Origin of the sequence: Microbacterium sediminicola (assembly GCF_039531125.1) — a bacterium.
GTDB classification, from domain to species: Bacteria; Actinomycetota; Actinomycetes; order Actinomycetales; family Microbacteriaceae; genus Microbacterium; species Microbacterium sediminicola.
Genome location: NZ_BAAAPL010000001.1, coordinates 1,733,427 through 1,744,288, shown reverse-complemented (window position 1 = coordinate 1,744,288; position 10,862 = coordinate 1,733,427). Strand labels below are relative to the sequence as shown.

At 68.0% G+C, this 10,862-nt stretch carries 13 protein-coding genes; 9 read left to right on the top strand and 4 right to left on the bottom strand.

Annotated features, from left to right (window positions below):
* Positions 1–3 precede the first annotated feature (3 nt).
* From ABD206_RS08220 to ABD206_RS08205, 4 genes are read left to right on the top strand one after another with little or no spacing between them, the layout of a single operon-like run.
* On the top strand, positions 4–399 hold the full coding sequence (locus tag ABD206_RS08220) for a TOBE domain-containing protein (RefSeq protein WP_344071257.1): 396 nt from the start codon (positions 4–6) through the stop codon (positions 397–399).
* Between the two features lie 11 nt (positions 400–410).
* A complete protein-coding gene (modA, locus tag ABD206_RS08215) occupies positions 411–1,175 on the top strand; it encodes a molybdate ABC transporter substrate-binding protein (protein ID WP_344071256.1) in 765 nt (254 codons plus the stop codon).
* On the top strand, positions 1,172–2,005 hold the full coding sequence (locus ABD206_RS08210; protein ID WP_344071255.1) for an ABC transporter permease: 834 nt from the start codon (positions 1,172–1,174) through the stop codon (positions 2,003–2,005). The genes modA and ABD206_RS08210 overlap by 4 nt, the downstream gene beginning before the upstream one ends.
* The gene (locus ABD206_RS08205) at positions 2,002–2,760 is read left to right on the top strand and encodes an ABC transporter ATP-binding protein (RefSeq protein ID WP_344071254.1); all 759 of its coding nucleotides are present in this window, start codon (positions 2,002–2,004) and stop codon (positions 2,758–2,760) included. Before ABD206_RS08210 ends, ABD206_RS08205 begins: the two co-directional genes overlap by 4 nt.
* 41 nt (positions 2,761–2,801) lie before the next feature.
* Here the strand turns inward: ABD206_RS08205 and cydB are convergent, their stop codons facing one another.
* The 3 genes from cydB to ABD206_RS08190 form a co-directional block, all read right to left on the bottom strand.
* Entirely contained in the window at positions 2,802–3,833 is a 1,032-nt protein-coding gene (gene cydB / locus ABD206_RS08200; RefSeq protein WP_344071253.1) for a cytochrome d ubiquinol oxidase subunit II, read from the bottom strand.
* Between the two features lie 12 nt (positions 3,834–3,845).
* Positions 3,846–5,288: a cytochrome ubiquinol oxidase subunit I gene (locus ABD206_RS08195; protein ID WP_344071251.1), complete on the bottom strand. Its 1,443-nt coding sequence runs from the start codon at positions 5,286–5,288 to the stop codon at positions 3,846–3,848.
* Between the two features lie 102 nt (positions 5,289–5,390).
* Positions 5,391–6,008 (bottom strand): helix-turn-helix transcriptional regulator, encoded by a 618-nt coding sequence (locus tag ABD206_RS08190; protein WP_344071249.1) that lies wholly within the window; start codon positions 6,006–6,008, stop codon positions 5,391–5,393.
* A 100-nt stretch (positions 6,009–6,108) separates the two neighbouring features.
* Here ABD206_RS08190 and ABD206_RS08185 point away from each other — a divergent pair, with 100 nt between their 5' ends.
* The 5 genes from ABD206_RS08185 to ABD206_RS08165 all read left to right on the top strand — a co-directional run bounded on the left by ABD206_RS08185 (position 6,109) and on the right by ABD206_RS08165 (position 10,199).
* Positions 6,109–6,711 carry a hypothetical protein gene (locus ABD206_RS08185; protein WP_344071247.1) on the top strand — a complete coding sequence of 201 codons (603 nt, stop codon included), beginning with the start codon at positions 6,109–6,111 and terminating at the stop codon, positions 6,709–6,711.
* Positions 6,712–6,789: 78 nt separating this feature from the next.
* Positions 6,790–7,368, top strand: a complete 579-nt coding sequence (locus ABD206_RS08180) for a copper resistance CopC family protein (RefSeq protein ID WP_344071245.1) — start codon at positions 6,790–6,792, stop codon at positions 7,366–7,368.
* 10 nt (positions 7,369–7,378) lie between these two features.
* Positions 7,379–7,909, top strand: a complete 531-nt coding sequence (locus tag ABD206_RS08175; RefSeq protein ID WP_344071243.1) for a copper chaperone PCu(A)C — start codon at positions 7,379–7,381, stop codon at positions 7,907–7,909.
* A gap of 9 nt (positions 7,910–7,918) precedes the next feature.
* A complete protein-coding gene (locus ABD206_RS08170) occupies positions 7,919–9,163 on the top strand; it encodes a Dyp-type peroxidase (protein WP_344071241.1) in 1,245 nt (414 codons plus the stop codon).
* A gap of 34 nt (positions 9,164–9,197) precedes the next feature.
* Positions 9,198–10,199: a TIGR00341 family protein gene (locus ABD206_RS08165; protein WP_344071239.1), complete on the top strand. Its 1,002-nt coding sequence runs from the start codon at positions 9,198–9,200 to the stop codon at positions 10,197–10,199.
* A gap of 22 nt (positions 10,200–10,221) precedes the next feature.
* On the opposite strand, the gene ABD206_RS08160 is transcribed toward ABD206_RS08165, so the two are convergent.
* Positions 10,222–10,848: a hypothetical protein gene (locus tag ABD206_RS08160; protein ID WP_344071237.1), complete on the bottom strand. Its 627-nt coding sequence runs from the start codon at positions 10,846–10,848 to the stop codon at positions 10,222–10,224.
* Positions 10,849–10,862: the final 14 nt, after the last annotated feature.

The window sequence follows — 10,862 nt, the reverse complement described above, 5'->3', positions numbered from 1 at the left end:
AACATGCGCACATATCGGATATCCGAAGCGGCGAGGCTTCTCGCCGTGAGCGATGACACCGTCCGCCGCTGGATCGACCACGGGGTGTTGTCCACGACCGGCGCAAGCCCCGTCGAGATTTCAGGCGACGCCCTCGCCCGCCGTGCGGTCGAGCTGGCGGCCACTCCCGTCGAGCCCGGTGATGTGCTCTCCAGCGCGCGCAACCGGTTCACGGGTCTGGTCACGCGGGTGCAGGTCGACGGGATCATGGCGCAGGTCGACATCCAGGCAGGTCCGCACCGGGTCGTGTCACTCATGTCCGCCGAAGCGGTCGCTGACCTGGATCTGCAGGTCGGGTCGCTGGCGACGGCCATCGTGAAGGCCACCACGGTCATCGTCGAAGCACAGCGGTCCGCATGAGGGTCCGGGGGATGCGCGCACCGGCAGCGTTGGCAGCGCTCGTGGCCGGCGCGATCGCGCTCGCGGGCTGTGCCGGCGCGGATGCCGCGACGGACGAATCGGGGACAACCACCGTTCTGACGGTGTCCGCTGCGGCCTCGCTGCAGGACGTCTTCGATGAGATCGCGGCGCACTTCGAGTCCGACCACCCGGGAGTCGTCGTCCAGACGGTCTACGACGGCTCCTCGACCCTGGCCACCCAGATCATCGAGGGCTCCCCCGTGGATGTCTTCGCCTCGGCGAACGAGACGACCATGCAACGCGTCGTGGATGCGGGCCTTGCGACAGACCCGGCGCTGTTCGCCACGAACACCCTGGTCATCGCCGTTCCGGCGGGCAATCCCGCAAAGGTCAGCGCGCTCGACGATCTCGCAGAACCGGGTCTTCTCGTCGTGCTCTGCGATGCCGAGGTGCCCTGCGGTGCGGCATCGCAGCAGCTGCTGGACCTGAACGGTGTCTCTGTCACACCCGCGAGCAGCGAGCAGAACGTCACGGCTGTGCTGACGAAGGTCGCCGCCGGCGAAGCCGACGCGGGGCTCGTCTACGCGACCGATGTCGCGGGGCGCGGTGATGTCGAAGCGATCGTGCCGGAGGGGGCGGACGAGGTCGTCAACCGTTATCCGATCGCCGCGCTTTCGGGTGCGACACACGCCGCGCTCGCGCAGGAGTTCGTCGACCTCGTGCTCGGTGCGAGCGGGCAGGAGACACTCGCAACGGCAGGTTTCGGCGCGCCATGAGCTCGACGGTGACCGGAGCGATGCCCTCACGCGGGCCGGACCTGGGTCTCACGCCGCGGGCGCTGGTTGTGCCCGCGATCGTCGGACTCGCCTTCCTGATCCTGCCGCTGCTGGCCCTTGTCGGTCGCGTCGAGTGGTCCAGCTTCCTGTCCGACATCACCTCCCCCGATGCGATGCAGGCCCTCGGTCTCTCGCTCGGGACGAGCACTATCGCCACGCTCGTGTGCATCGTCGTCGGGGTGCCGCTCGCGATCGTGATCGCCCGCGCCGGCGCGGGCTGGGCGGGCCTGCTGCGCGCCCTGGTGACGGTACCGCTGGTGCTGCCGCCCATGGTCGGAGGTGTGGCGCTGCTGTTCCTCCTCGGTCGCAACGGCTGGGCGGGCCCGGCGCTGTCGGCCCTCGGCATCCAGCTGCCTTTCACGACCGCGGCGGTGGTGATCGCGCAGACCTTCGTCGCGCTGCCGTTCCTGGTGCTCTCGGTCGAAGGCACTCTGCGCGCCCGCGGCGCCGGCTATGAGAAAGCGGCGGCGGGACTGGGGGCGGGTCGATGGATGATCCTGCGCCGGGTCACCCTGCCGCTGGCGGCGCCGGGTCTTGTCGCGGGGGTCGTGCTGAGCTTTGCCCGCGCGCTGGGCGAGTTCGGCGCGACCGCCCTGTTCGCGGGGAACGCTCCCGGCGTCACCCAGACCATGCCGCTGGCGATCTACACCGCGTTCAACGGCGCGGGCGTCACCCAGGGCACCGCGGTGGCGCTCTCCCTGGTGCTGCTGGTCGCCGCGCTCGCGGTGCTCCTTCTCGTCCGCGGCTGGCGGCCCGGAGCCACCCGATGACCGCGGCGCTCGCCGCGCACGTCGTGGTCGACCGGCCGGCGTTTCGCGTGGACCTGCGCGTCGACCTCGCGCCCGGGGAGATCCTCGCGATCATGGGGCCGAGCGGCGCGGGTAAGTCCACCCTCCTGGACGCACTCGCCGGATTCGTACCGCTGTCCGACGGCGCGATCCAGATCGCCGGACGTCTCGTCGCCCGCGCCGATGTGGCGCGGCCCCGGCACGGCATCCATCTCGCACCGGCCGCACGCGGGGTCGCGCTGCTCTCGCAGGACCCCCGACTGTTCCCGCATCTGAGTGCCCGGGAGAACATCGCGTTCGGGCCGCGGGCCCGGGGTTTGTCGCGAGAAACCGCCCGGCAGGTCGCCGACGAGTGGCTGGATCGCGTCGGTCTCCCGGATGCCGGGCACCGGCATCCGCACGAACTCTCCGGTGGTCAGCAGCAACGGGTCGCGCTGGCCCGCGCCCTTGCGGCGGACCCGGCACTCGTGCTGCTGGACGAGCCGCTGACCGGTCTCGACCCGCTGACGGCCGAGGAGCTTCGCGCGGTGCTTGCCACGCAGTTGTCGTGCACCGCCATCATCGCGACCCACAGTGTGCGCGACGCCGCGGTGCTGGCGCACCGCCTGGCCCTGATCGAGGAGGGTCGCTTCTCGCAGCAGGGGCTCCTGGATGACATCCTCGACGCCCCCGCGACGCCGTTTGCCGCGGCCCTGTTCCGCGAGACGCCGGTGAGGCGCCGAGACTCACCGCAATAGCAGCGTTTCTCGGCGCCCCACCGGCGTCACGGCGGCGCAGGTCAGTGGACGAGCGCCTCTGCCTTCTCGATCCGCGAGCGTGTGACGCGCTTGCGGAAGACCCAGTACGTCCAGCCCTGGTAGAGCAGGACCAGCGGCAGGAAGATGACCGCTGCCCAGGTCATGATCGTGAGCGTGTACTCGGTGCTCGAGGCGTTCGTGACCGTGAGGCTGTTCTCGGGGAAGGGCTCAGAGCGCATCACGAACGGGAACATCGACATCCACAGCGTCAGCACCGCGAACGCCACCGTGAACACGCCCGTCGTGAATGCCCAGCCCTCGCGATCGCGCGCGTTGAACAGGATGGACAGGATGAGCGCGACGGCCGCGAGGGCTGCGGCCGCGATCACGAGCGGCAGCAAGGGCGCCGCATGGGATGCCGCGAGCAGGATCGTCCAGATGAGGAAAGCCGCGGCGACGACGACGGTGATCAGACCCACCTTGGTCGCGAGCTTGCGGGCGTCATCGTGCACCTGCCCGTCGGTCTTCAGGCCGATGAAGTACAGGCCGTGTACGAACAGCACGAGCACGAGGGTGATCCCACCCAAGAGCGCGTAGGGGTTGAGCAACGTCAGCAGGCTGCCGGTGAACTCGTGGTTCGAGTCCAGTGGGACGCCCTGGACGAGGTTTGCGACCGCAACGCCCCACAGGAGAGCGGGCAGCACCGACCCGATGACGATCATCGTGTCGAAGCCCTTCTTCCACCGCAGGCTTTCTCGCTGGTGGCGGTATTCGAACGAGACACCGCGCAGGATCAGAGCGAGCAGGATCAGCAGCAGCGCGAGGTAGAACCCGCTGAACAGCGAGGCGTACCACTCCGGGTAGGCCGCGAACAGACACGCGCCGGCGACGATGAGCCACGTCTCGTTGAAGTCCCAGACGGGCCCGATCGTGTTGATGATCTGACGCCTGCCGACCTCGTCCTTGCCGAGGAAGGGGAGCGACATCCCGACGCCGAAGTCGAAGCCGTCGAGGACGAAGTAGCCGACGAACAGGACGCCGACGATCCAGAACCAGAGGTATGCGAGATCCATGGTCATCAGCTCCTAGTAGACCGTCGTCGGGGTGTCTTCGAGGGCGGGTGGTTCGGCGCCCGGGCTGTCGGGATCCGGCAGCGGGTCGGGTCCCTTGTGGACGGTCTTGAGGATGAGTCCGAACTCCACGACCGCGAGGGCCGCGTAGATGGCGGTGAACGCGATCAGCGAGATCAGCACCGACCAACCCGGGACGGACGGGGAGACCCCGTCCTCGGTGAGCATGAGGCTGAAGACGATCCAGGGCTGGCGGCCCATCTCGGTGAACACCCAGCCGACGAGGGAGGCCAGCAGAGCCAGCGGTGCGCTCCAGATGGCCACGCTCCACGCCCAGCGGGGGACGTCGCGCTTGGCGCTCTTGCGGGTCAGCCAGAGGCCGACGACGGCGACCAGGGTCGTGAACATGCCCAGGCCCATCATCCAGCGGAACGACCAGTACGTGATCCACAGCACGGGGTTGAAGACACCGTCGACTTGGGCGGCGAGCTCAGGCCACTGCTCGGCGTACTGGGCGTTGAGGTTGTTCACACCTTCCACGCACCCGTCGAAGGTGTGCGTCGAGAGGAAGGAGAGCAGATACGGCACGCGGATCGACCAGATCTCTCCCGTGCCGTCCGGGGTGCCGATCGAGAAGATCGAGAACGAGGCGTTCGCCCCGCACGCGGTATTGAACAGCGCTTCGGCCGCCGCCATCTTCATGGGCTGGGTCTCGACCATGACGAGGGCCAGCTGATCGCCGGCGAAGAAGACGCCGGCGAAGCCGATGATCATGCCCCACAGTCCGAACTTCAGCGCCGGGCGCATCATCTCGATGTTGCGCTTGCGGGCCATATGCCAGGCGGCGGCGGCGATGACCACGCCAGAGGAGAACATGAACGCGGCGAACAGCGTATGGGGGAACGCCGTCAGGGCCACCGGGTTGGTGAGCACCGCGACGAAGTCATTCATCTCGGCACGCGAGCCGTCGTCGGCCATTTGGTAGCCGAGCGGGTTCTGCATGAAGGCGTTGGCGGCGATGATGATGTAGGCCGAGAGCATGGCGCCGATCGAGGCGATCCAGATGGATGCCAGGTGCAGGCCTTTCGGGAGCTTGTCCCAGCCGAAGATCCACAGCCCGATGAAGGTCGCTTCGAAGAAGAAGGCCATGAGTCCTTCGAAGGCGAGCGGTGCCCCGAAGACGTCTCCGACGAACCGGCTGTAGGCCGACCAGTTCATGCCGAACTGGAACTCCTGCACGATGCCGGTGACGACCCCCATCGCGAAGTTGATCAGGAAGATCTTGCCGAAGAAGCGGGTCAGGTGCAGCCACTTCACATCGCCCGTGCGGTACCAGACGGTCTGGAAGATCGCGACCGTAACCGACAATCCCAGGGTCAGCGGTACGAAGAGGAAGTGGTACAGCGTCGTGAGTCCGAACTGCCAGCGCGCGAGCACAAGCGGATCAAGAAACTCCATGGTTGATACCCCCAGGTCGGTGGTGTGGTCCTTCAGTCACGCTACCGCGCCAGGGTTCAGCAAGGGTGAAAGTGGATGCCGTGAATAATCCGCGCACGACGCTCACGCTTCCGCGCGCAGGGCGAGGTTGACGACGCACTGCTCGGGGATGGCCCCGTCTGCCATGCACGCGACCCGCAGCGGGCCGCCGGCTTGGGCGAGCACGCCCTCCATGAGGCCGAGGTGGACGGCGCACAGCGTCGCGCGGTTGGTCGCGCTCGAGGATGCGTGCGGGCACGGGGAGAGATCGACGGTCAGGGTCGTCTCGTCGACGACCGGCTCGAAGCCGGCGTCGCCCAGATCATCCACGAGTGCATCCAGCTGGTGCAGCACCTCTGAGGGGAGATCCTCCGCATCGGTCCAGGGCATCACGCGGCGCATCAGATCCCCGCGGCGCGCGGCCTGTTCGGCCTTGCGGCGGGCGATCGAGCTCGTCGATCCCGCTGCTCCCGTCGCGGCGGAATAGAGCATCCGGGGGCGGCCGCGGGTCGTGCGGTGTTCGGTTTCGGTGACGACATAGCCGCCGTCGACCAGTCGCTGCAGGTGCTCGCGCACCGTGTTGGGGTGCAGACCCGTGGAATCGCACAGCTCGCCGACCGTGCGCGCGGGACGCTCTTGCAGAAGGTGCAGCAGCCGGACGCGCGAATAGCTGGAGATCGCGCTGTATGTGATGCGGGACATACCTGGATTATCGATCGACGCCGCGTCGTTCCGACCGGGAATAAGGTCCCATGGCGCCGTCGTGGTCTGCGGTGACGCAATGATTTGCCACAATGTATCCATGGCCCGATCGAGAAGAGTGCGACTGCTGCGCAGCACCGCCGCCGCCTCGATCGCCACGTTCGTCGCCCTCCTCTCGCACGTCGGCGCGGGCGGCGAGATGCCGCACGTGCTGGGTGTCGCCGTCCCCTGGGTACTCTCGCTCGCGGTGTGCACTGTGCTCGCGGGGCGGGCACTCTCGCTGTTGCGGCTCACCATGGCGGTCGGAATCAGCCAGTTCCTCTTCCATGCCCTGTTCGTGCTGGGGGCGACCGGTTCGGCCGCCGCGACGGCTACCGGACACGTCCACGGCATCGGCGCGCTGGATCTGTCGGATGTGACCGCGGTCGGCGGAGCTTCCGTGATGTCGCTGTCGCACGTGATCGCCGCGGCCGTCACCGTTGCCGTCCTCTACCGGGGCGAGCGCCTCGTCGCCCGGCTCGGAGAGCTGGCCCGTGGCGCCGCACGGTGGGTGCGTCGCCACTACGTCGCGGCCGGTGGGGGATGGTCCCTGGAGCCGCGCCTCGAGGTGCCGCTCGTGCCCTCGACGGCCGCACCACTTCTCTCGCGCATCTTTGCCAACGTCGTCCGGCGTCGTGGCCCGCCCGCGCCTTTCGTGGTCTGACTCTTCCTGCCGCAGTGCACGCATGCCCCGCCCGGGGTCTGCGCGCGGCTTTGGTGTTGTTCCCCGAGAGGTTTTCGCATGTCCCGTTTTCGTACCCGTGCGGCGGCCGTGGTGGTCGCCGTTCTCGCGATGGTCGCTGTGGCGACTCCTGCGTTCGCGCACGACGAGCTCGTCGCGAGTTCTCCCGCGTCCGGCGAGGTGTTGGACGTCGCGCCCGAGCAGATCGAGTTGACGTTCTCCGCCGACATCATGGAGCTCGGCGCGGCGGTCATCGTCGCGGATGCCGATGAGAACGACTGGGTGGGCGCGGACCCCGCCATCGACCTGCAGACGCTCACGGTTCCTCTCGTCGAGGGGATGCCGGACGGCTCATACGAGGTGCGATGGCGCGTGGTTTCGGCGGACGGACACCCGATCTCGGGCGTGATTCCCTTCACCGTGGGTGAGGCGACCGCTGCGACGGATGCCGCGACGACGGACGGGCACACCGAGGAAGATACGACCACCACCGATGACGAGTCCTCTGCGGCCGTCATGATCATCGTGATCGGCGGGGTCATCGCCCTCGCCGCGATCGCGCTGGTCCTCTTCTTCCTCTTGCGGGGCCGCGCGCAGCGCACCCGCACGGACGCCGATGACGCGTCCGATGAATCCTGAAAGGCACCACATGTCCACCCTTCGCACCACTTCGCGCGTCGGCATCCTGCTCGCGGCCGCAGCGCTCGCTCTGTCCGGCTGCACCGCCGCCGACGCATCCGCGCAGTCTGAAGCTGACGCCGTCGTCGTGACCGACGCCTGGGTCAAGGCCGTCGAGGACGGCATGACCGCCGCCTTCGGCGAGGTCGAGAACACCGGTACCACCGACGTCACGATCGTCTCGGCCGAGACGGATGCGTCGCCCATGATTGAGTTGCATGAGACCGTCGACGACGGCACCGGCACCATGACCATGCAGGAGAAGGACGGTGGCTTCGTGATCGCCGCCGGGGATACCCTGACGCTCGAGCCGGGCGGAAACCACATCATGTTCATGGGCGTCGCCGCGCCGATCGTCGCCGGAGATGAGGTCACCATCACCCTCGTCTTCTCCGACGGCTCGACCCTGGAGGTCACCGCCCCCGCCAAGGACTACTCGGGCGCGAACGAGGAGTACGTCGGTGACGACATGGACCACGACAGCATGGATATGGACGGCTGATCGAGGACCATGGTTGACGAGCGAGAGACACGCTCCGACACCGCCGCATCGACGCGGCGGCAGTTCCTCGTGGGAGGGGCTGCCGCCGGCGTCGGCGCCGCGGTGGGTGCGGCCGTCGCGCTGGGGGTGAACCACGCCGCAACGGCGAGTACCGCGCCCGGTTCGGGGGCTGCCCCGATGAACGGGGCGCAGGTCGTCCCGTTCTATGGCGAACACCAGGCCGGCATCGACACGTCGGCGCAGGCGCACAGCACCCTGGTAGCGCTCGATCTGTTGCCCGAAGTGACGCGGGACGGCCTGCGGCGCCTGATGCGCATCCTCACCGATGACGCCGCGCGCCTGACCCAGGGCACGCCGGCCCTCGCGGACTCCGAGCCTGAGATGGCCACGGCCCCCGCGCGGCTGACGGTGACCTTCGCCTTCGGACCGGAGTTCGTCGCCCGGTCAGGAGCGACCGCGCCGGCGTGGCTGCGGCCGCTCCCGGCGTTCTCGATCGATCAGTTGCAGGATGCCTACAACGACGGAGATCTGCTGATCCAGGTGGCCTCCGATGACCCCGTGACCGTCGCGCACACGGTACGGATGCTGCTCAAGGATTCCCGGTCGTTCGCCACGGTGCGCTGGCAACAGCAGGGATTCCGTGCGGCCTACGGGTCGTACCGACCCGGCACGACGATGCGAAACCTCTTCGGGCAGGTGGACGGCACCTCCAACCCGCAACCAGGCACCGAGAACTTCGACGCGGTCGTCTGGAGCGATCGGGGATGGCTGGCGGGGGGCACGAGTCTCGTCGTCCGCAGAATCCGGATGACCATGGACACCTGGGACGAACTCGATCGCAGCGGCCGTGAGCAGGCTGTCGGGCGCACGATGTCCAACGGTGCGCCGCTGACCGGTACCGAGGAGTTCGACGAACCGGACTTCGACGCGAAGACCGCGATCGGTTTTCCCGTGATCCCGGAGTTCTCGCACATGCATCGCGCCCGCGGCGATGACCCACGGTATCCGACCGAGCAGATCTTCCGGCGCGGCTACAACTACGACCTGCCGCCCTCGGGCGCGGAGGTGTCGGACTCGGGATTGATCTTCGTGTCCTACCAGGCCGACGTCGACCGGCAGTATGTGCCGATCCAGCAGCGACTGGCGGATCTGGATCTTCTCAACCAGTGGACGATCCCGATCGGTTCGGCCGTGTTCGCGGTTCCTCCCGGATGTGCCGAGGGCGGGTATATCGGCGAGTCGATCCTGGCGTGATGAAGAGATCCCCGCGCGCCACTACAGTGAGCGCGTGGGGATCTCTCGCGTCACTGAACTGCTGATTCCGACATCGCAACGACTGAGCGCCCAGGAGCTCCACGACTCCCTCGACCTCGGCGCGGGCGATGTCGGCCGCAAGCGATCGGCGTTCCTGATCATGCTGGTGCTCTCCGGTGTGATCGCCATCACCGGCGTGCTCGCGGACTCGACCGCGACCGTGATCGGCGCCATGATCATCGCACCCCTGGCGACGCCGATTCTCGGCATCGGTCTCGGAATCGTCGTCGGTCAGCTGCGCCTGGTGCTCACCTCGCTCGCATGGGTGATGATCGGGCTCGCGATCGTCGTCTTCATCGGAGCGATCTCGGCGCGCTTCGTCGCCGACCCGACGACCCTCGCCGTGAACTCGCAGGTCACCGGCCGCACCTCGCCCGGACTGCTCGACCTGGCCGCCGCGCTGGCAACGGGGACGGCAGGCGCGTTCGCGATCGCGCGTCGCGACCTGAGTGCGGTGCTGCCCGGCGTGGCGATCGCGATCTCCCTCGTGCCGCCGCTCGCCGTCGTCGGGGTGTGCGCGGGTGTCGGCGCGTGGGACTCGGCGCTCGGTGCACTGTGGCTGTTTCTCTCGAACGTCGTCGCCCTCATCATCGCCAGCAGCATCGTCCTGACGATTGCGGGCTACGCGAAGGATCCCGCGTCGCTGCCGACCGCGAAGCGCCGCCGTGCCTACACGGTCGTCGGCGTTGCGGCGGCGGTCGTGATCATCCCCCTCGCACTGAACACAGCGGTGTCCGTCGCGATCGCTTCGTGGGGGCTCACCATCCGTGACACGACCCAGACCTGGATCGGGGACGGGACCGACGTCCGGATGACGGGGCTGAGCTGGGTCGGTGTGAACGCGACCGTCGATCTCGTCTCGGATGACGGGCAGATTCCGTCCACGGATGAGCTGACGGACGCACTGGAGACGCTGCCCGAGTTCGTTTCGGTCGATCTGCGCGTGCAGAACGAAGCGCTCTACCCGGTCCGCTGATCGGGTCGTCGGAGGTGAGTCGCTAGAGCCTGATCGGGAAGGTCGCGAGGAGTGCGATCCCGACGACCGCGACGACGACCGCACCGCCCAGCATCACCTTTCGCGCCCACGGGGCGAGTTCGCGCTGCGACATCGCCGTGAGGAACAGGACGAGGGCGAACATCACCGTCAGCAGCGAGTAGTTGTCGCCTCGTTGATTGTTGGCCAGGGCCTCCTGGTACTTCTCATCCGCCGTGGCGCTGAGGGTCTGCGCCTCCACCGTTCCCGGGGGCACGTACTCGTCCATCGAGAAGGGACCCTCCTCGACACGGTCACCCGCCTCCCAGGCGTCGAACGCGATCGCGAATTCCGTCGAGAACCGCGCCTCGATGTAGTCGGCAAGGTCGGTATCGCCGCGATAGGTCGCGCCGATCCACTCCGCCCACACGCTCAGGTCGAACTGCCGGGCCGTGCGCGCTTCGCCCTCGGCGCTGGCCGCCTGAATCCGGGCGCTGGATGCCTGACTGAACGCGATCGACATCTCACCGCCCCACTTGGAGGCCTCGAATCCGCACCACGCGGTCAGCACAGCGGTGACCGAGAGGACGAAGACCGCGACGATGTCCAGCCAATCGCGGCGTTTCGGCACCGCAGGGGTCTCACCACTCACGTCGTCATCCTAGG

Bases quoted from the DNA above. Each gene is read 5' to 3' on its own strand.
- ABD206_RS08220 (WP_344071257.1), top strand. From the start codon at position 4: ATGCGCACATATCGGATATCCGAAGCGGCGAGGCTTCTCGCCGTGAGC.
- modA (WP_344071256.1), top strand. From the start codon at position 411: ATGCGCGCACCGGCAGCGTTGGCAGCGCTCGTGGCCGGCGCGATCGCG.
- ABD206_RS08210 (WP_344071255.1), top strand. From the start codon at position 1,172: ATGAGCTCGACGGTGACCGGAGCGATGCCCTCACGCGGGCCGGACCTG.
- ABD206_RS08205 (WP_344071254.1), top strand. From the start codon at position 2,002: ATGACCGCGGCGCTCGCCGCGCACGTCGTGGTCGACCGGCCGGCGTTT.
- cydB (WP_344071253.1), bottom strand. From the start codon at position 3,833: ATGGATCTCGCATACCTCTGGTTCTGGATCGTCGGCGTCCTGTTCGTC.
- ABD206_RS08195 (WP_344071251.1), bottom strand. From the start codon at position 5,288: ATGGAGTTTCTTGATCCGCTTGTGCTCGCGCGCTGGCAGTTCGGACTC.
- ABD206_RS08190 (WP_344071249.1), bottom strand. From the start codon at position 6,008: ATGTCCCGCATCACATACAGCGCGATCTCCAGCTATTCGCGCGTCCGG.
- ABD206_RS08185 (WP_344071247.1), top strand. From the start codon at position 6,109: ATGGCCCGATCGAGAAGAGTGCGACTGCTGCGCAGCACCGCCGCCGCC.
- ABD206_RS08180 (WP_344071245.1), top strand. From the start codon at position 6,790: ATGTCCCGTTTTCGTACCCGTGCGGCGGCCGTGGTGGTCGCCGTTCTC.
- ABD206_RS08175 (WP_344071243.1), top strand. From the start codon at position 7,379: ATGTCCACCCTTCGCACCACTTCGCGCGTCGGCATCCTGCTCGCGGCC.
- ABD206_RS08170 (WP_344071241.1), top strand. From the start codon at position 7,919: ATGGTTGACGAGCGAGAGACACGCTCCGACACCGCCGCATCGACGCGG.